Annotated in this window: 19 protein-coding genes; 13 read left to right on the top strand and 6 right to left on the bottom strand. The window is 46.9% G+C overall.

What is annotated here, in order from left to right; all coding sequences use genetic code 11:
* Positions 1-184: 184 nt before the first annotated feature.
* The 9 genes from IC21_RS14215 to pepF all read left to right on the top strand — a co-directional run bounded on the left by IC21_RS14215 (position 185) and on the right by pepF (position 11,036).
* On the top strand, positions 185-1,855 hold the full coding sequence (locus IC21_RS14215; protein ID WP_029141814.1) for a peptide ABC transporter substrate-binding protein: 1,671 nt from the start codon (positions 185-187) through the stop codon (positions 1,853-1,855).
* 128 nt (positions 1,856-1,983) lie between these two features.
* Positions 1,984-2,916, top strand: a complete 933-nt coding sequence (gene opp3b, locus IC21_RS14210) for an oligopeptide ABC transporter permease (protein ID WP_029141813.1) — start codon at positions 1,984-1,986, stop codon at positions 2,914-2,916.
* On the top strand, positions 2,913-3,932 hold the full coding sequence (gene opp3C / locus IC21_RS14205; RefSeq protein ID WP_029141812.1) for an oligopeptide ABC transporter permease: 1,020 nt from the start codon (positions 2,913-2,915) through the stop codon (positions 3,930-3,932). The genes opp3b and opp3C overlap by 4 nt, the downstream gene beginning before the upstream one ends.
* Before the next feature lie 18 nt (positions 3,933-3,950).
* Positions 3,951-5,012: an ABC transporter ATP-binding protein gene (locus IC21_RS14200; RefSeq protein ID WP_029141811.1), complete on the top strand. Its 1,062-nt coding sequence runs from the start codon at positions 3,951-3,953 to the stop codon at positions 5,010-5,012.
* A 1-nt stretch (position 5,013) separates the two neighbouring features.
* Positions 5,014-5,955, top strand: a complete 942-nt coding sequence (locus IC21_RS14195) for an ABC transporter ATP-binding protein (protein ID WP_029141810.1) — start codon at positions 5,014-5,016, stop codon at positions 5,953-5,955.
* A gap of 278 nt (positions 5,956-6,233) precedes the next feature.
* The gene (gene spxA, locus IC21_RS14190; protein WP_013858789.1) at positions 6,234-6,629 is read left to right on the top strand and encodes a transcriptional regulator SpxA; all 396 of its coding nucleotides are present in this window, start codon (positions 6,234-6,236) and stop codon (positions 6,627-6,629) included.
* Between the two features lie 363 nt (positions 6,630-6,992).
* The gene (gene mecA / locus IC21_RS14180) at positions 6,993-7,652 is read left to right on the top strand and encodes an adaptor protein MecA (protein ID WP_029141808.1); all 660 of its coding nucleotides are present in this window, start codon (positions 6,993-6,995) and stop codon (positions 7,650-7,652) included.
* Between the two features lie 233 nt (positions 7,653-7,885).
* Complete coding sequence (locus IC21_RS14175; RefSeq protein ID WP_234969469.1) at positions 7,886-9,154, top strand: competence protein CoiA; 1,269 nt, start codon at positions 7,886-7,888, stop codon at positions 9,152-9,154.
* 67 nt (positions 9,155-9,221) lie between these two features.
* Positions 9,222-11,036 carry an oligoendopeptidase F gene (pepF, locus tag IC21_RS14170; protein WP_029141806.1) on the top strand — a complete coding sequence of 605 codons (1,815 nt, stop codon included), beginning with the start codon at positions 9,222-9,224 and terminating at the stop codon, positions 11,034-11,036.
* A gap of 391 nt (positions 11,037-11,427) precedes the next feature.
* On the opposite strand, the gene IC21_RS14165 is transcribed toward pepF, so the two are convergent.
* The 5 genes from IC21_RS14165 to IC21_RS14145 all read right to left on the bottom strand — a co-directional run bounded on the left by IC21_RS14165 (position 11,428) and on the right by IC21_RS14145 (position 14,962).
* Complete coding sequence (locus IC21_RS14165) at positions 11,428-11,619, bottom strand: hypothetical protein (protein ID WP_017553961.1); 192 nt, start codon at positions 11,617-11,619, stop codon at positions 11,428-11,430.
* A gap of 290 nt (positions 11,620-11,909) precedes the next feature.
* Complete coding sequence (locus IC21_RS14160) at positions 11,910-12,767, bottom strand: ClpXP adapter SpxH family protein (RefSeq protein WP_029141805.1); 858 nt, start codon at positions 12,765-12,767, stop codon at positions 11,910-11,912.
* Entirely contained in the window at positions 12,764-13,165 is a 402-nt protein-coding gene (locus IC21_RS14155) for a globin domain-containing protein (protein ID WP_029141804.1), read from the bottom strand. The genes IC21_RS14160 and IC21_RS14155 overlap by 4 nt, the downstream gene beginning before the upstream one ends.
* Positions 13,166-13,601: 436 nt before the next feature.
* Positions 13,602-14,381, bottom strand: a complete 780-nt coding sequence (locus IC21_RS14150) for a lytic transglycosylase domain-containing protein (protein WP_029141803.1) — start codon at positions 14,379-14,381, stop codon at positions 13,602-13,604.
* Positions 14,378-14,962: a CYTH domain-containing protein gene (locus IC21_RS14145; RefSeq protein WP_029141802.1), complete on the bottom strand. Its 585-nt coding sequence runs from the start codon at positions 14,960-14,962 to the stop codon at positions 14,378-14,380. The genes IC21_RS14150 and IC21_RS14145 overlap by 4 nt, the downstream gene beginning before the upstream one ends.
* Positions 14,963-15,098: 136 nt before the next feature.
* Here IC21_RS14145 and IC21_RS14140 point away from each other — a divergent pair, with 136 nt between their 5' ends.
* Genes IC21_RS14140 through IC21_RS14125 form a run of 4 tightly spaced genes read left to right on the top strand, consistent with a single transcriptional unit; the run spans position 15,099 to position 17,851 of the window.
* Positions 15,099-15,482: a UPF0738 family protein gene (locus tag IC21_RS14140; RefSeq protein WP_029141801.1), complete on the top strand. Its 384-nt coding sequence runs from the start codon at positions 15,099-15,101 to the stop codon at positions 15,480-15,482.
* Between the two features lie 22 nt (positions 15,483-15,504).
* Positions 15,505-16,140: a GTP diphosphokinase gene (gene yjbM / locus IC21_RS14135; protein WP_179234333.1), complete on the top strand. Its 636-nt coding sequence runs from the start codon at positions 15,505-15,507 to the stop codon at positions 16,138-16,140.
* A 35-nt stretch (positions 16,141-16,175) separates the two neighbouring features.
* On the top strand, positions 16,176-16,970 hold the full coding sequence (locus IC21_RS14130) for an NAD kinase (protein ID WP_019721840.1): 795 nt from the start codon (positions 16,176-16,178) through the stop codon (positions 16,968-16,970).
* 8 nt (positions 16,971-16,978) lie between these two features.
* Positions 16,979-17,851, top strand: a complete 873-nt coding sequence (locus IC21_RS14125; protein ID WP_029141799.1) for an RluA family pseudouridine synthase — start codon at positions 16,979-16,981, stop codon at positions 17,849-17,851.
* A 57-nt stretch (positions 17,852-17,908) separates the two neighbouring features.
* On the opposite strand, the gene prpE is transcribed toward IC21_RS14125, so the two are convergent.
* Positions 17,909-18,646 (bottom strand): bis(5'-nucleosyl)-tetraphosphatase PrpE, encoded by a 738-nt coding sequence (gene prpE, locus IC21_RS14120; RefSeq protein WP_029141798.1) that lies wholly within the window; start codon positions 18,644-18,646, stop codon positions 17,909-17,911.
* Between the last annotated feature and the right edge of the window lie 111 nt (positions 18,647-18,757).

Raw genomic sequence — 18,757 nt, 5'->3', positions numbered from 1 at the left:
GTGAAGCACGGTAGCCGAAAGTGTACAAAAAGAGTGTCTTGGAATACCCGATATTTAAACCTTGTCGAGAAAAACTTGACACATACAAAAGATTAAAAAATATGTACAAGCAAGTGAAATGTTAGTATAATTAAATTCGAAAAGTCACTCGCTTTTCAGAAAAATAAAAAAGGGTGGTTAGCTGATGAAGAAGTCAAAATTTTATGTGTTTATGATGCTGGCTTTTGCTCTGTCGCTCGTCCTCGGCGCATGCGGCGGCGGAAGCAAAAACAGCAGTTCAGGCTCAAGCGGCGGCTCATCCAAAACCAAGCAAGTGCTGAATATGGATGAATCGGCTGAACTTCCGACAGGGGATCCGACACTTGCAACGGATGTGGCAAGCTTTACCGTTTTCGGTAATACAATGGAAGGCCTTTATGTCGTTGGGAAAAACGATGAGCTGAAGCTCGGGATTGCGAAAGCAGAACCGACAGTCAGCAAAGACGGCAAAACGTATACGTTTAAGCTCCGCGAAGACGCGAAATGGTCCAACGGCGATCCGGTTACGGCAAAAGACTTTGTTTACTCCTGGCAAAGGGCCGTGAATCCGAAGACAGGCTCACAATATGCCTATATTTTCGGAGGTGTCATTAAAAACGCCTCAGATATCATTGCCGGCAAAAAAGATCCAAGCACTTTAGGGGTAAAAGCGGTTGATGACCACACATTGCAAGTCCAGCTTGAAAAACCGGTCCCTTACTTAAAATCATTGCTGGCTTTCGGCACGTATCTGCCGCTCAACCAAAAATTTGTTGAGTCAAAAGGCAGCAAGTTCGGGACAAATAGCGACAATATGTTGTTCAACGGCCCGTTCGTGTTGAAAGACTGGAACGGCACAGGCCTGACATGGAAATACGTGAAAAACCCGAATTACTATGACAAGAAACATGTGAAACTGAAACAGATCAATGTCCAGGTTGTGAAATCGCCAAGTACCGGGGTCAACTTGTACAATACGGGCAAAATCGACCGGACTGTTTTGAATGCTGAATACGCGAAACAATATAAAAACAACAAAGAAGCTGTGACAGTTCCGGAATCAACTGTTTTCTACTTCAAATACAATGAAGTCAGAAACGGAAAGAAAACCGCTCTGGCAAACAAAAATATCCGGATGGCGCTTTCAATGGCTTATGATAGAAAAGCATTTGTTAATACAGTGCTATCTAACGGGTCTTTCCCTGCAAACGGCTTAGTACCAAAAGACTTTGCAAAAGATCCGAAAAATGGCAAAGATTTCCGTACGGAATCCGGTTCTTACCTCCAGTATAATCCTGCAGAGGCAAAGAAATATTGGGAAAAGGGCTTGAAAGAATTAGGTACAAAATCATTGTCATTTGAAATTTTATCTGATGATACCGATACGGCTAAATCAACACTGGAATTCATGCAGAACCAGCTTGAAAAGAACTTGCCTGGTTTAAAAGTGACATTGAAAAATGTACCATTCAAAAACCGCCTGCAGTTGGATACTAACCAGGACTACGATATTCAAGTTTCAGCATGGGGACCGGACTATAAAGACCCGATGACATTCCTCGACTTGTTTGTCACAAACGGGGATAACAACAATTCCGGCTACTCGAATAAAGAATACGATAAGCTGATTGATGAAGCGAAGAACAAATACGGCAATGATCCGGAAAAACGTTGGCAAATCATGCTGCAAGCTGAAAAAATCCTGATGGACGATGCGGCAATCGGGCCGATTTATCAACGTGCTACATTACGCCTTGTTAAACCGTATGTAAAAGGAATCGAATACCATATATTCGGGCCGGATTACACATTTAAAGATGCATATGTGCAAAAGTAAGAAAACTGCATGACTTCAATTAAAAAGGTAAAAGAGAGTATTTTCTTTCCGAAATACTCTCTTTTCACCGTTAAGCGGATTTTTATGTGAAAAATTTAAACATTCCTTTTCTTTGGGAGGTGTCACGTGTGACGAAGTATATTGTGCAAAGGATTATTTATTTGTGCATTACCTTATTTATTATTGCTTCTTTTACGTTTTTCCTGATGAAATTTTTGCCGGGGACCCCGTTCCGGAACCAGCAAAAATTATCACCGGAACAGGTCCATATCCTGAACCAGAAATATGGGCTGAATGAATCTTTGCCTGTCCAGTATAAAAACTATATGGTGAATTTGCTGAAAGGGGATCTCGGTGTTTCTTTCCAGTTTGACAACCAGCCGGTTACGCAGCTGATTGTGGAAAGGATGGGACCGTCCTTGCAGTTAGGGATTCAGGCCATGATTGTCGGCACGTTAATTGGCATATTACTAGGCGTACTGGCGGCAATGTTTCAAAACACATGGATTGACTACGGAAGCACATTTCTTTCGGTCCTCGGTATATCCATTCCCTCGTTTGTATTTGCCGCAGTCCTGCAATATGTGATAGGCGCGAAACTGCAATGGCTGCCGGTTGCAGCTTGGGATGGGTTCGCCTCTTCCATATTGCCCACCATTGCGCTCGCTATTTTTCCGGTTGCAACAGCTGCACGGTTTATGAGAACGGAGCTGATTGAAGTGTTCGGTTCCGATTACATTACGCTGGCGAGAGCAAAAGGGAATTCTTACGGGCAAATCGCCTTTAAGCACGCGATCCGGAACGCGCTGATTCCGCTTATTACGGTGCTTGGGCCGCTTGCCGTTAACTTGATGACCGGATCGATGGTTGTGGAACAAATTTTTGCTGTTCCCGGGATTGGCGAACAATTTGTTAAATCCATTCAAATGAATGATTACCCGATTATTATGGGGACAACCCTCTTTTTTTCATTCCTGTTAGTCCTGATTACATTAGTTGTCGACATTTTATACGGTATCATTGATCCGAGAATTCGATTGGCCGGGGGGAATAAATCATGAACAACAACATAGAGGCATTGCCGAAAGAATTATTTGAACCCGCAGCGCCGGATCGCGACCAAAGTGAATTGATTGCCAAACCGCAACTGTCCTTTATGCAGGATGCATGGATGCGCATCCGCAAAAACAAAGGCGCAGTTGTCAGTTTGTTTATTATCATTATTTTAATTCTGATGGCGATCATCGGGCCGCATCTTTCCAAATCGGGCCCGTATGAACAAAATTCATCAAGGGCAAATTTGCCACCAAGAATTCCTGTGATTGAGAAGCTCGGCATTTTTGACGGGTCCCAGACGGTTGGCGGGCAAAAAGTGAACATGTACGAACAAAACCATATTAAAACGTATTACTGGTTCGGCACGGATGCTCTCGGCCGCGACTTGTTTGCAAGGGCATGGCAGGGGACGAGAATTTCCTTATATATCGCCTTCCTTGCGGCGTTGATCGATATGATCATCGGCGTTTCTTACGGCCTCATATCCGGATATAAAGGCGGGCAGGTCGATAACGTGATGCAGCGGATTATTGAAGTTTTGTCCGGCATCCCGAACTTGATTGTCGTTATCTTAATGCTGCTGATTTTCAAACCGGGGATCCTTTCCATCACGATTGCCATGGTGATCACCGGCTGGCTGAATATGGCGCGGGTCGTCCGCGGCCAGGTGTTAAAGCTGAAAAATATGGAGTACGTATTGGCAGCAAAGACACTTGGCGCTTCGAACATGCGGATTTTATTTAAACATCTGCTCCCGAATTTAACCGGGGTGATTATTATCAATACAATGTTCACCATTCCAAGTGCGATTTTCTTCGAAGCCTTTTTAAGTTTCATCGGGATCGGGCTCCAGTCCCCGGCTGCATCGCTTGGGACATTGATTGAAGACGGTTATAAGACATTCCAGTTCCTGCCGTATTTGATGGCAGTGCCGGGCACGATTATTTGTCTGCTGCTCGTCGCCTTCAACCTGCTGGCAGACGGTTTGCGTGATGCATTTGACCCGAAAATGCGCGATTAAGAAATGAGGTGAAGCCGAATGGAAAAGATTTTGCAAGTGAAAGACCTGAATATATCCTTTCACACTTTTGCCGGTGAAGTAAAAGCGATCCGCGGTGTGAGTTTTGATTTATATAAAGGGGAAACATTGGCCATCGTAGGGGAATCCGGTTCAGGAAAATCGGTGACGACGAAATCGATTATGCGGCTGTTGCCTCCGAACAATTCGGAAATCAAGTCGGGGCAAATCCTGTTCGGCGACGTCGACATTGCCAAAGCGTCAGAAAGAAAGATGCAGTCGATCCGCGGGAAAGAGATTTCGATGATTTTCCAGGATCCGATGACTTCTTTAAATCCGACCATGACAATCGGGAAGCAGATTATGGAGCCGCTTTTGAAACACCAGAAAATGCATAAAAATGAAGCGAAAAAACGCGCAATCGAACTGTTAAAACTGGTCGGCATCCCGAATGCGGAGATCCGTATCAAACAGTATCCCCACCAGTTTTCCGGCGGGATGCGGCAAAGGGTCGTCATTGCCATTGCCTTGGCGTGCAACCCGAAAATTTTAATTGCGGATGAACCGACAACGGCGCTTGATGTTACGATTCAGGCGCAAATTCTGGAACTGATGAAAAAACTGCAGTCCAAAATTGATACCTCCATTATTTTTATTACGCACGATTTGGGCGTGGTTGCCAATGTGGCAGACCGTGTTGCCGTCATGTACGGCGGGAAAATTGTCGAAATCGGAACAGTGGATGAAATTTTTTATAATCCAAAACATCCGTATACATGGGGGCTGATTAGTTCGATGCCGAGCCTCGATGTCAAGGATGAAGAACTGTACGCGATACCGGGCACCCCTCCGGATTTATTGAACCCGCCAAAAGGGGATGCCTTTGCGCCGCGCAATCCGTACGCACTTAAAATCGATTTGGAGCAGGAGCCGCCGATGTTTAAAGTGTCGGATACGCATTATGCCGCAACATGGCTTCTGCATCCGGACGCCCCAAAAGTGGAGCCGCCGGAAGCCGTGAAAAAGCGGATGTACAAGTTTAAAGGGAACGTGCGCCCGGTACCGGCTGAGGAGGGGAAGTAAAATGGCAGTGAAAGAAAAACTGATCGAAGTCAAACATTTAAAACAATATTTCAATGTTGGAAGGGCAAATGAAGTCCGTGCTGTCGATGATCTCACATTTGATATTTACAAAGGCGAAACCCTCGGGCTTGTCGGCGAATCCGGCTGCGGCAAATCGACAACCGGGCGGACGATTATCCGCCTTTACAATGCAACGGCAGGGGAAGTTTTGTATGGCGGCAAAAATGTCCATGACAAAATGTCCCATAAAGAGCTGAAACAGTTCCGCCGGAAAATGCAAATGATTTTCCAGGATCCGTATGCTTCGCTCAATCCGCGCTTGAAAGTGGCCGATGTCATTGCGGAAGGAATTGATATCCACGGGCTTGCAAAATCAAATGAAGAACGGATGCACCGGGTTTATGAACTGCTGGAAACGGTCGGCTTAAGCAAAGAACACGCCAACCGTTATCCGCACGAATTCTCGGGCGGGCAGCGGCAGCGGATCGGGATCGCCAGGGCACTTGCGGTCGATCCTGAATTTATTATTGCTGACGAACCGATTTCAGCGCTGGACGTCTCAATTCAGGCGCAAGTTGTGAACCTGTTGAAAAAACTGCAGAAAGAACATCATTTAACGTATCTGTTCATTGCCCACGATTTGTCGATGGTGAAATATATCAGCGACCGGATCGGCGTCATGTATTTCGGCAAGCTTGTGGAACTGGCCGATGCCGATGATTTGTATAACCATCCGCTTCATCCGTACACGCAGTCCTTGCTATCCGCCATCCCGCTTCCGGACCCTGACTATGAACGGACACGGCAACGGAAAATTTACGACCCGTCCGTCCATCAATATAAGGAAGGCGAAGAAGTAAAAATGCGCGAAGTGGCGCCGCACCATTTTGTCTACTGTTCGGAAAGGGAACTCGAGCAGTACAAAAAAGCTTATAATGGCTGACCATTCTCAAGTGGGAAGAAGAACGCATGCCGGTTGAAGTGCGTTCTTCTTTTCGCTTTTTTATAAAAAAATGAAGAATAAGGGTTTAAATAGAGAGAATTGGGGAAAAAGAAGACTATTAAACCGGGGAAAAATACAACAAACTATTTTTCAAAAAAATATATTCAATAACGCGGATATAGTGTATAATACATAATAGAGATTGTTTGATTAAACTTATTTTAATGTGAGAATCAAATGGGAATCCAAATATAAAAATTTAGGAGTGTGAATGCTAGATGGTCACATTATACACTTCACCAAGTTGCACATCATGCAGAAAAGCACGGAACTGGCTTGAAGAAAACCATATTGAGTATAAAGAACGCAACATTTTTTCTGAACCGCTTTCACTGGATGAAATTAAAGGGATATTGCGGATGACGGAAGACGGGACGGACGAAATTATTTCCACCCGTTCGAAAACATTCCAAAAATTAAACGTTGATCTGGATGCCCTGCCGCTGCAGGAATTATACACTTTGATCCAGCAAAACCCCGGTTTATTAAGACGGCCGATTATCGTGGACGAAAAACGGCTGCAGGTCGGCTATAATGAAGATGAAATCCGCCGCTTCCTGCCGCGGAAAGTGCGGACATTCCAGCTCAGGGAAGCACAAAGGCTTGTGAATTGACAACTTTTATCATTTCTTTTGCCGGATGCCTTTCATACGAATCCTAAACCGGCAAATCACCTCCCAGGTTCCGGCCCGGGAGGTTTTCTTCACCTTTTTGTCATAAAATTGTCAAATAATGAATATGTATTTAGAAAATTTTGTCTTGAATTTCTGCAGCAAATCGGATACAATACAAAAAAGATGCAAATGATCTTTTTTTGCCGGATGTTTAAGAAATGGGCCGGCGTGGAATTTTAAAAAGGAAAGTTTTTTTATTTCCATTTGCCAGTATTTTATCATAAAATAAAAGTACAAGGTTACCTATACCTGAATGGGGGAACATGTCCCTTCACTACACCTGCAAGAAGGGAGAGCTGATGTATGGAAATCGAAAGAATCAATGAGAACACGGTGAAGTTTTATATTTCGTACGTTGATATAGAGAAACGCGGGTTTAATCGTGAAGAAATCTGGTATGATCGGGAAAGAAGCGAAGAATTGTTCTGGGAAATGATGGATGAGATTCACACGGATGACGATGTATTTGACCCGGAAGGCCCGCTTTGGATACAGGTGCAGGCGCTCGAAAAAGGGCTAGAAGTGCTTGTCACAAAAGCGCAGTTGTCGAAAGACGGACAGCGTTTTGAGCTGCCGATTCCGGACGAAAAGCTGAAAGAACTGCCAATCGGCGACCAGCTTGAAGAATTCTTCAGTGAGAACTTCCAAACGCCGATGCAGCAGGTTTTCACGGACGGCGATCCGCTCGAACAGGTCTTGTATTTCAAGGACTTTGAAGATTTGCTGGCGCTGGCCAAAAACGTTCGGATGGAAGACGTCAGCACGAAGCTGTACGCCTTTGAAGGCAAATATTATCTGTATGTCCGCTTCCCGGAAGAGGAAACGGAAGAAGCCAATGACTTTAAGTTAAGCCAGCTGCTGGAGTATTCCGACCTTTCCTCTGTCACAAGCCACCGTCTCCTGGAATACGGAAAGCTGATCATTAACAGCAATGTATTTGCGAAATTAAACTCGTACTTTTAATCGATAAAAAATCGGTGCCGCAAACGCATCGATTTTTTTGTTTATCCGGAAAAATGCCGTCCGGGCAAACAGGATTTTTCGCCCCGAGCGGTGAATGTATTCAATACGGCTGTGCATTGCGTTTATACAGCGGTTGCCATAAGGGCCCGGAGATGCAGGCCGGCCAATATGGGGCTTGCAGAGAGGCCGGCAACTGCATACGGCCGAATGCCGCCGGCCCAACAAAAGCGGGGATGGTGTTTAAAACGGGCCCCGATACGTTAAAAAAGGAGAGGATGCTGTTGCTTTCTGCGCTGAACGAGCGGGGGGAGCTGATCATGCTGACGGAACGCTTTACAAGATTGAATCTCCAGCAGTTAAAAAACTCCCATACGTTTTACTGCCGGGATTGCCGTGAACCCCTCATTTTAAAAATTGGCAGCCATGTCACCCCCCATTTTTCCCATTACCGCCATTCCACTTGTGCCACATTTTCCGAACCGGAAAGCCCGATGCATTTGCAAGGCAAGAAAGACCTGTTTTTATGGTTGAGGGGGCAGGGCCTCGATGTTTCCCTCGAACAATATTTTCCTTCTATCCGGCAAAGGGCGGATCTTGTGGTGCGCAAATACCGGCAGCTTTTTGCCATTGAATACCAGTGTTCCCCGATCCCGTTCGGGCGGCTGATGGAGAGGACGGCAGGGTACAGGCGCCTCGGCATTTTGCCTGTTTGGATACTGGGCGGCATGCCTTTCCGGTCCCCAGGGAAAGAGGCGGAAAGAGTGTACCGTTGCAGTGATTTTCAATTGTCTTTTTTGCGCCATACCCGGCACCACTTTTATTTATTCAGCTACGCTCCCGGCAAAAGAAAGGTCTGCCTCTTGTCCCACATGATGCCCGTATCTGCCAAAACATTCCGCGCATGTTACGCGGAAAAGCCGTTGTCTGCCTTTTCTTTTCCGTTTACAGATGATCAGTTTTCACTTGTTTCCGCCCCTGTTCCGCTCCCTGAATGGTTTGCGGAAAGGCGGCGCTGGATCGGCCTGAAGATCCAGTTTGGAAAAGCCTTTCAAGACCCGTTTTTGCGGCACGTTTATGAAGCGGGAATGCACCCTGTGTCCCTGCCGCCGTTTATCGGCCTGCCGCTTTTGCACATGGCCGCCTGTAAACAGCACCCGGTCGAGTGGCAATTTTATGTATGGCTGGATGCCCTTTTCGCATTGCGGACAAATGCGGCGGTTTCACTGGATGAACTGCTGCGGCTGTTTACGGTGAGGATGGAAAAAAAGGAAATTGAATTCAGAAAATCACCGTATGTGCGCGAAAGGAACGCGGCAAAGGCGATGATTTATGAGTATGCGCAGCTGCTCGTACAATTGGGGCTCTGGTCAAAAGGAAAAGCAGGTTACCATATGAATAAAAATGTTTTTGCGCCAAAAAATACAGAAGAACTTGAACATATGGAGCGCCATCTGTCGTCAGCATTGCGGGCGGATGTTTCAAATGGGAAAGCGGAACAGTAGCGGGATTGGGGGAGTTACGCTAAAATGAAAAAAGAAGGAATTTTTTGAGAAGAATGGAGGAAAATTGATGGAAAACGGGAAAAAAGTACACGCGTTGCCAAGCCGGAACGAGGTCCCTGACGAATTAACTTGGAGGCTTGAGGATATTTTTCCGAGTGACGATGACTGGAATAAAGAATATGAAGCAGTAAAAGAAAAGCTGTCCGGTGCCGCTTCTTATCAGGGGAAACTTGGCGAAAGCGCGGAACAGCTTTATCATGCGCTAAAGTTCCAGGATGAAGTGACGGAAAGGTTCGGCAAGCTGTATACATACGCGCATATGCGTTATGACCAGGACACAACGAATGCCTTTTACCAGGGGATGGACAGCAAAGCGAAAAGCCTTGCCGCCCAGGTTGGGAGCGCGTTTGCGTTTGTGGTGCCGGAAATTCTGTCGATTGAGGAAGCGAAACTGAACCAATTCCTGGAAGCTTATGTGCCGCTTCAGCTGTACCGGCATGCATTGGAAGAAATTAATGAAATGCGCCCGCATATTTTATCTAAGGAAGAAGAAGCATTGCTCGCACAGGTTTCGGAAGTGCTGAATACTTCCAGCACCACTTTCGGCATGCTCAACAATGCAGACCTTGAGTTCCCGACAGTAATCGATGAAAACGGCAATGAAGTGCAGATCACGCACGGCCGCTTTACACGCCTGCTGGAAAGCAAAGACCGCCGCGTGCGCAAAGAGGCATTCCAAAAATTGTACGCGACCTACAAAAAATTCACCAACACGTTTGCGAGCACGCTCAGCGGCCAGGTGAAAAAGAACAATGTTGTAGCGCAAATCCGCCATTACCATTCGGCGCGTGAAGCTGCCCTTGCGGCAAACCACATTCCGGAAAAAGTGTACGACCAGCTCGTGGAGACGGTGAACCGAAATCTCGGTTTGCTGCAGCGGTATGTTGCTTTGCGCAAAAAAGTGCTGCAGCTTGATGAAGTGCATATGTACGATCTGTATACGCCGCTTGTCCAGGACGCCGATATGGAAGTGACATATGAAAAGGCGAAAGAGATCGTGCTTGACGGACTCCATCCGCTCGGCGGGGAATACCAGGGCATTTTACAGCAGGCGTTTGAAAACCGCTGGATTGACGTGGTGGAAAACAAAGGCAAGCGGAGCGGGGCCTATTCTTCGGGCGCTTACGGGACCAATCCGTACATTTTGCTGAACTGGCAGGACAATATTGACAATGTGTTCACCCTCGCGCATGAGCTCGGCCACAGCGTCCACAGCTATTACACGCGGAAGAACCAGCCGTATCCGTACGGGGATTATTCCATTTTTGTGGCGGAAGTGGCTTCCACGTGCAATGAGGCGCTGTTGAACGATTATTTGTTAAAAACGATCAAAGACGAGAAACAGCGGATTTACTTATTGAATCATTATCTGGAAGGTTTCCGCGGGACGGTCTTCCGCCAGACGATGTTTGCCGAATTTGAGCATCTGATCCATCAAAAAGCGCAACATGGCGAAGCGCTGACAGCGGAACTTTTGACAGATGAGTATTATAAGCTGAACCAAAAATACTTTGGCACGGATATCGCCATCGATCAGGAAATCGGGCTTGAGTGGGCACGCATTCCGCATTTTTATTACGATTATTATGTATATCAGTATGCGACCGGCTTCAGCGCCGCGACCGCGTTAAGCAAACAAATCCTCGAAGAAGGGGAACCGGCTGTCAAACGCTACATCGGCTATTTAAGCGCCGGCAGCTCGGAATATCCGATTGAAGTATTGAAAAAAGCAGGCGTCGATATGGCGTCGCCCCAGCCGGTCGAAGATGCGTTAAAAGTATTTGAAGAAAAATTAACGGAAATGGAAAACTTGCTCGGATAAAGAAACAGCGGCGGAATTTTTCCGCCGCTGTTTGACGTATGGGGCCTTTTTTCGAAAGAAGCCAGCGGAAATTTTGCACTGTTTCCGCCGTATGTTTTGAAAAAAGTTGGCGAGTATGGAAAATTTATTTGCCGGCATTCTAAGAACGGGGCTGCCTTTCATATGATAGGCGGGTGGCGGTACAGTTTCTGCGCCGGATGGTGTGCTTTGAAAAAGTGAGGATATGGAAAATTTGCTTGCTGGATAAAAGAATGGCGGCGCCATTACGATTATGGGTCGATTAAATGGCGGCAGCACTGTTTCCGCCGCCGCATGGCTGTAGGGGACCGGAAATAAATGAAAATGGGACACTTTTTATAGATGTAGGCCCGCAGCGCTGTTTTTTAAGCCACTACAAGTGGCGCCTGTTGTTAAATCCTTTAAAACGGTTGCGGCGGTTAACATGCAAAAGCAGCGCGAAGATGGCCGCGAACAAAAGCGGGGACGTGAGAAAAAGGGGGAGAAGCTTCATCAGCCCGAGCAGATTCAGGCAGAACAAAGCGAAGAAACCGGCGGCAAGGGCCGTAAGTTTGCATTTTTTCATATCCAGTCTCCTTTCATCAAGTTTATACAGGTTCAGTGCTATTTTATGAACAGGCTGCCGCGGTATGCAAAATTTAAATTTGACAGATATGTGAACACTTTAACAAGTACTTGCATTCCGTATAGGGGGGTGCTATTATATAGATGTGAAGTTGATCACAAGCAAACATACCCCTTTGTTTGACCGTGAAAAATTTCTCCCATCCCCTTTGTTCGTGTTGAAAGAGGCCTTGCAAACGCAAGGCCTCTTTCCTATTTTTACATATAAAAATCCCCTGCCAGAGACAAGGGTCAGTTGATATATTTCCAGAATGAGCCGTGCTTTCCTTCGATTTTCCGAACCTTTTGCTGAAGAACGAGCTTTTTCAATTCTTTTTCGGCTTCATGGACCGGCATATCGTACACCACCGCAATTTCCTTTGATGCCACAAACCCGAAATACTTCAGAAATTCCTCCAATGGGGGAAGCGGCAATGGGGAAGGATCTTTGCCCAGCATCTCCTGAAGGACTTGTACGTAAATATCATAGGAATAAAGTCCGGAAATTTTTAATCCTTCATCTTCAATATGTTCATTAAAGAAAACAAGCGACGGGCTTTCAGTTACTTCCATTTCCGAAGTAATTTTCAAATCGCACTGAAAAGCCTTCGCTGCGCTTTCGGAATGGATGTCTTGCAAAAATTCGTCCACATCGAGGGAAGCGCCTTTTGCACAATCCACTAAAATTTGGATATCCGATATGTTTCGTTTTTCAAGAAAGACGAGTTCCTGCACTTTCCGCAAAAAGCGCAACCCCTGTTTTTTTCCTTGCAGTTCGGCCGCTTTTATTGCAATCGACACGATATAAGGCGACGTAATCGGGTTTTCGATCCATAAACTGCCGTCGCAGGACATGCCAGTGCGGCTCGCCGTTTTTTCCCAGTAATCCGCAACGGCTTCCCGTTTTTTCGGAATGTCGTTCAGATTGGATAATTTTCCGATCAGTACATGGCGGAGGCGGAAATAGACGCCGTACTCGAGGCGCAACTTTTTTAAAACCGGTTCCAGCGCCCAGCATTCCGGGCAAAGCGGATCGATAAAAACATAGATTTCCAGCGGCTTTTTTGAAAAACAGCTGGAATGTTTCATCAAATCAATCATATTTTTCAATTTGCGTCACCTGGCACATCATCCGAAGTATTGACCATATGCTGTGCGGTCAGGACAAGCCTTTGAAAAAAGAAGTCGCGGAATTCGCCGTCAATCCCTGTTTCGTCCATTGCGGCGCTCATGCAGGACAGCCATGCCTTTGCACGTTTAGGCGTGATTTCATGAGGAAGGTGCCGTGCCCGCAGCATCGGATGCCCGTGCTCTTCCGTGTACAACGGGGGGCCGCCCAAAAACTGCGTTAAAAACTGCTTCTGCTTCCTGGCAACTTCCGTTAAATCATCAGGAAAAATCGGGATTAAATCCGGATGTTTAGCGACCCGCTTGTAAAATGCATCAACAAGCTGGCCAAGTTTTTCTCCCCCAATGATCTCATATGGCACAGTTTTCTTTTCCACCATAGAATAACTGCTCCTTTATCTCGTTTTTATCTTGCGTATATTTGAAATCGACGGAAAGGTTTGCTCATTAAAATTTTTGTCGACATATCTGCCATTTGTTTTTTATTTTATCAAGGGGGCCGCAATAACTCAAACAATCCGCTTTATTGGCAAACTTTCATAACTTCCTAAGACTTGTGGAAACAGGCGTTAGTTATAATATTCATTTGGAAAACCTGCGCGATCGGCTTGATGAAAGACAAATCATAAGGCTGTATACGTGGTAATGTCCTTCACCGGGTCGATGAAGGACAAAACATGCGCCGCCAAACATTGAAATGTCCTTCATAAGGCAGGTGAAAGACAAAAAAGTGGAGCCTTGACCGGGCAATGCCCCTCATCAGCTTCAGAAATTTCCCCGTAAAAAAATGCCGCACAGGGCGGCGGGTTTCAATCGTTATGCCAAATGATTCATAATCGATGAGACGTATTGCTGTGTTTCTTTGAATGGCGGAATACCGCCGTACCGGTCGACATTGCCGGGGCCTGCATTATAGGCGGCCAATGCAAGCCGGGCATTGTTATCGTATTTTCCCAGCAAAGATTTTAAATACTTTGTGCCGGCGTCCACGTTTTGTTCCGGGTCAAGTACATTGCTTACACCGAGCGAGGCCGCTGTTTCCGGCATCAGCTGCATCAAGCCTGCTGCGCCAGCCGGACTGACTGCATCCGGACGATAACCGGATTCCTGTTTGATGACAGCTTGAATGAGCTTTTCCGGGACACCGTATTTTGCGGATGCTTGCTGGATCGCCTGGCTGATTTTCGCCGGGATTCCGCCACTGACGGAAGCGGCTGTTGTCTGCGTGCTTTCTGAAGCTGAGCTTTGGGCAGAAGCCGAAAGGGCCGCGGTCCCTGTCTGCGCCGCAGCTGGCGTTTCCTTACCCGACAGCGTGCCGAATCCCGTTGAGGCGGGCAATGCGTCAAGCGCCGGATTTTCCCCCGTTAAAGAAGAAAATGGATTGAACGCCAGGTTGAAAGCTGCTGCCAGGGCCGATAACGATCCGGACGCGTCTTTACCGCTTCCGCCAGAAGCCGTTGCATTTTCCATAAAGCTTGACAGCATCTCCTGAAAAAGAGAGGTGCTGTTGCCCGTTTGAGCAGCATTGCTGCCGGGAGAAAGCGACTGCAGCGCCTCCAGTTCCATCAAAAACGCGATTTGGCTGATTGTACTCATCTCTCATTGCTCCTTTTTGCCTCATAGAAGCGGAGAACCTTGTTTTTTGCCGGATGGTGCGGGATGCCGTATGTTTCCAGCAATTTTAAAAATTGTTTTGTGCCTGTTTCCAGTTCACTTACTTCATATTCTATCTCAAAATCTTCCTTGTTTAAATAAAAATTATGGTCAAACACGAGCAGCCCGCCTTCATATGCAATTTCAGCCCGCTTCGTTACAAGCTTTCCAAAATACACCAATTTACTTGGTGCCACCTGCAGTTCCATTAATTTTTCCATGACTTCGCCTTCCGGAAACCAGCCCTCGTTTTTGAGCTTTTGAAAAACTTTTTCGCCGATCATCTGGCTTGTTTCCAGCAGCCCGGTTTTTTCCGGCGTTTTCAGGGTGAGCTGGAAGCGTCCTGTCTTTTTCCGGACACGCAGGGCCGATTTTCTACGCTTTAAAGCAAAATCAGGCGTATCAAAATAAAAGTTTTTCTGCTGTTTAAAATCATGTTCCGCGATGCCAAAAGCCCGGGCAAGGCGGCAGAAATCACAGCGGGTGACCATATTTTTACATTCAATTTCAATTTCTTTGCTCATGATAAGCCCTCACTTCCATCATCATTATACTAAAGCGAATCCTTTCCTTAAAGTGTCTATTCTCTGTGGAGATATGGTAAAATAAAATGGGATTGAAACTTGTTCTCCGATGGGAAGGAGAGGGAGGGAAAACGGATTGCGAAAGATTATTGAACTGGGGCAGCCTGAATGGAAAGACGGGATTCTCGAACTGTATGCTGAGCGCCCGGATGTTTCCATCTGGAGCCTGAAGCCGGCAGGGCAAATGATCGTCGATTCGGATGCCTGTGCCTTTATCTATCTGGCTGAAGACGACGGCTGTGAGGATTATACATATTTATATTTGCCTGTTCCGGTTTGGAAAGAGATTCGGACTGCGGCATTTGAACATAAAAAAGTGGTTGCTGTTTCAAAAGATGGAAAATTGGAGCTTACAGGGCTTGATGAGGAACTTCATTTTTTGCTCGATAATATCCGGGGCAACAGCAATTACGGAAAAAAGATGCTGGATAAGGTAGAGGCCGTTTTTGCATTGGAATGAGATCCGAAGAGGTGATCAGGCAGTGGATTGGGAGGAATTTTTAACCCCGTATAAACAGGCTGTTGATGAATTAAAAGTGAAGTTAAAGGGGATGCGCACCCAATTTGAAAAAGAGCATACCCATTGCCCGATTGAGTTTGTAACAGGGCGTGTAAAGCCGGTAGCAAGCATTATAGAAAAAGCAAACATAAAAGGCATCCCGCTTAGCCGGCTGGAGGCGGAAATGCAGGATATCGCCGGGCTCAGAATGATGTGCCAGTTTGTGGATGATATTAAACTGGTTGTCGGGCTTCTCAGGCGCCGAAACGATTTCCGGATTGTCGAAGAAAAAGACTATATTTCGAATAAAAAACCGAGCGGCTACCGGTCTTATCATGTCATTATTGAATATCCGGTGCAGACGATCCGCGGGGAAAAGAAAATTCTTGCGGAGATCCAGATCCGGACGCTGGCGATGAATTTTTGGGCAACGATTGAACATTCTTTAAACTATAAGTATAAAGGCAGATTTCCCGAAGAAATTAATATACGGCTGAAGCGGGCTGCCGAAGCCGCTTTCCGCCTTGATGAAGAAATGTCCGAGATCCGTGAAGAAATTCAGGAAGCCCAAATGTATTTTTCAAAAAACAAAGAGCGCGCGGAACAAAAAAAGCCATGAAACCGGTGGCAAAAAAGAAGGGGAGGGGAAGCAGCTTGAAATTTGCCATCACTTCTAAAGGGGATACGGAATCCAATATATGGATGCATAAAATCCGTTCTTATTTGCAGGATTTCGGGCTTGTTTACGATGAAGCACAACCGGATATCGTCATCTCGGTCGGCGGGGACGGCACGCTTTTGTATGCTTTTCACCGCTACAGTTCCCGGCTTGACCGGACGGCTTTTGTCGGGGTGCATACCGGCCATCTCGGTTTTTATGCCGACTGGGTGCCGGATGAAATTGAGGAGCTGGTCGATGCGATCGCCCATAAAACTTACACTACGGTGGACTACCCGCTTCTTGAAGCGATGATTGCGTATGAGCACGGCGGCCACGAAACGCGTTACCTTGCGTTAAATGAGTCAACGGTCAAATGCGTGGACGGCACCTTTGTCATCGATGTTGAGATCAATGGCCGGCATTTTGAGCGTTTCCGCGGCGACGGATTATGCCTTGCCACACCAAGTGGCAGTACGGCTTATAATAAGGCGCTCGGCGGGGCTATTGTCCACCCTTCCCTGCAATCGATCCAGCTCACCGAGATGGCATCCATTAACAATAAAGTGTTCCGGACAATCGGCTCGCCGCTTATTTTGCCGGGGCACCATACTTGTGTGTTGCGCCCGGTCCGGCAGAAAGATTTTTTGGTAACAGTTGACCATTTAACGCTGCTCCATAAGGAAGTCCGGTCCATCCAGTACCGTGTGGCAAAAGAAAAGATCCGATTTGCCCGTTTCAGGCCTTTTCCTTTCTGGAAGAGGGTGCATGATTCTTTTATTTCGGATTAGGTGAAAACATGTTGACATTATCGTGGACAATTACAGAAGCTGAGGCACATCAGGAACTGAAAGAATTTTTAAAAGCGCGCCATATCTCGAAACGGGCGCTTGCGGATATTAAATTCCGCGGCGGGCTGATCCTTGTGAACGGCCGCGAAGTAACGGTCCGTTATCGATTGCAGCCGAATGATACGGCCGCAATTGTTTTTCCAAAAGAAACCCCGAGCCCCAATCTTACGCCCGAAAATATTCCGTTTGGCCTTATTTATGAAGATGAAAGCGTGCTTGTTGCGGATAAGCCGGCGTTTATGAATACGATCCCTTCCCGCGAGCACCCGTCCGCAAGCCTTGCAAATGCAGTGCTCGGCCATTACCGGAAAAAAGGGACCGAATCCGCAATCCATGTTGTGACCCGGCTTGACCGGAACACATCTGGGCTTGTCCTGGTTGCAAAAAACCGTTATATCCACCATTTATGCAGCCTGATGCAGCAGAAACATGAAATTTTCCGGACGTATGAGGCGCTCGCGGAAGGGGTTTTTACTGAAAAAAGCGGCACGATTGAAGCCCCGATCGGGAGAAAAGAGACGAGCATTATAGAACGCGAAGTCCGGGATGGCGGCCAGTTTGCGCGCACCCGTTATGAAGTTGTCCGGCAATTTCCGGCATATGCACATGTGCGTCTCCGGCTTGACACCGGCAGGACGCACCAGATCCGTGTCCATCTTTCTTATATTGGCCACCCGCTTCTCGGTGACGGCCTGTACGGCGGAAACACGAGCCGCTTCACCCGTCAGGCGCTCCATTGCAGTGAGCTTTCATTTCAGCACCCGGTTTCAGGGAAAGAAATGCATTTTCTTTCTAAACCGCCCTTTTTGGATCTCCTTTAAATGGTACCCGGAAGATTTTCATGCTTCCGCTTATGCCCTTATGGATGTTTTTAAAATTCAGGCGAACGTCCTGAATTTTTCTCCCACATATGGCATCGAAGAAGGGACGGAGACGGTTTCAATTTCCGGATACCGGAGTGCCGTCAGTTTGCCGCCGAATACGCAGCCGGTATCAATGTTGACCGTGTGGCCGCTAAATCGCGGTTCTTTCACCGGCGTATGCCCGTACACAATCCAGCCTTCCCCCTCGTCATTTTTCGCCCAGTCGCGGCGCACTGGTGTCCCGTCCGGATTGGTTTCCCCGGTAATATCACCGTAAAGCACAAAAGTCTGCACCGGTTTGTTCATCTTACCAATATCCTTGCGCCGGATGCCGGCATGGGCGATGACAAGCTTGCCGCCGTCCAGAACAAGATAAAGCGGGGACTTCTCATACAATTCCATAAATTGTTTGCTATGCCGTTCCCGCTCTTTTACGGGGAGCGCCTCCAGTTCCGCCACCGTTGTTTCAAGGCCGTGCTTCTGCTGGACATTTCTCCCCAAAAAATAACGGTACAGCTTGTTGCAGTGGTTGCCGGGGACGTACAGGCCAAGCTTCTTTTTCCACAATCGATAGACAGTATCGGCCACTTCCAAAGATGCCGGCCCACGGTCTGTCAGATCGCCGACAAAACCAAGCAGCCGGCCCGCCGGATGAACGGGAATGCCGTTTTCCCATTGATAGTCCATTTTTTCCGTGAGCTTCCTGAATTCCGCCATGCAGCCGTGTATATCCCCAATGATATCGATTTTCACGACATTCGCTCCTTGTATAAAAAGTTTAAATCCAAAGTGGATGTCAATTTCCAGTTCATTCTGCTCATTGACAAGTGAGTATAAGATTTTATATTCCGGGCGAGCCCGGAA

It is taken from the genome of Heyndrickxia coagulans DSM 1 = ATCC 7050 (genome assembly GCF_000290615.1).
In the GTDB taxonomy this organism is placed as follows: Bacteria; Bacillota; Bacilli; order Bacillales; family Bacillaceae_C; genus Weizmannia; species Weizmannia coagulans.
This window is presented reverse-complemented; position numbering and strand designations above follow the sequence as displayed.

Coding starts and splice junctions, on each gene's coding strand:
- IC21_RS14215 (WP_029141814.1), top strand. CDS start 185: ATGAAGAAGTCAAAATTTTATGTGTTTATGATGCTGGCTTTTGCTCTG.
- opp3C (WP_029141812.1), top strand. CDS start 2,913: ATGAACAACAACATAGAGGCATTGCCGAAAGAATTATTTGAACCCGCA.
- IC21_RS14200 (WP_029141811.1), top strand. CDS start 3,951: ATGGAAAAGATTTTGCAAGTGAAAGACCTGAATATATCCTTTCACACT.
- IC21_RS14195 (WP_029141810.1), top strand. CDS start 5,014: ATGGCAGTGAAAGAAAAACTGATCGAAGTCAAACATTTAAAACAATAT.
- spxA (WP_013858789.1), top strand. CDS start 6,234: ATGGTCACATTATACACTTCACCAAGTTGCACATCATGCAGAAAAGCA.
- mecA (WP_029141808.1), top strand. CDS start 6,993: ATGGAAATCGAAAGAATCAATGAGAACACGGTGAAGTTTTATATTTCG.
- IC21_RS14175 (WP_234969469.1), top strand. CDS start 7,886: ATGGTGTTTAAAACGGGCCCCGATACGTTAAAAAAGGAGAGGATGCTG.
- pepF (WP_029141806.1), top strand. CDS start 9,222: ATGGAAAACGGGAAAAAAGTACACGCGTTGCCAAGCCGGAACGAGGTC.
- IC21_RS14165 (WP_017553961.1), bottom strand. CDS start 11,619: ATGAAAAAATGCAAACTTACGGCCCTTGCCGCCGGTTTCTTCGCTTTG.
- IC21_RS14155 (WP_029141804.1), bottom strand. CDS start 13,165: ATGGTGGAAAAGAAAACTGTGCCATATGAGATCATTGGGGGAGAAAAA.
- IC21_RS14150 (WP_029141803.1), bottom strand. CDS start 14,381: ATGAGTACAATCAGCCAAATCGCGTTTTTGATGGAACTGGAGGCGCTG.
- IC21_RS14145 (WP_029141802.1), bottom strand. CDS start 14,962: ATGAGCAAAGAAATTGAAATTGAATGTAAAAATATGGTCACCCGCTGT.
- IC21_RS14125 (WP_029141799.1), top strand. CDS start 16,979: ATGTTGACATTATCGTGGACAATTACAGAAGCTGAGGCACATCAGGAA.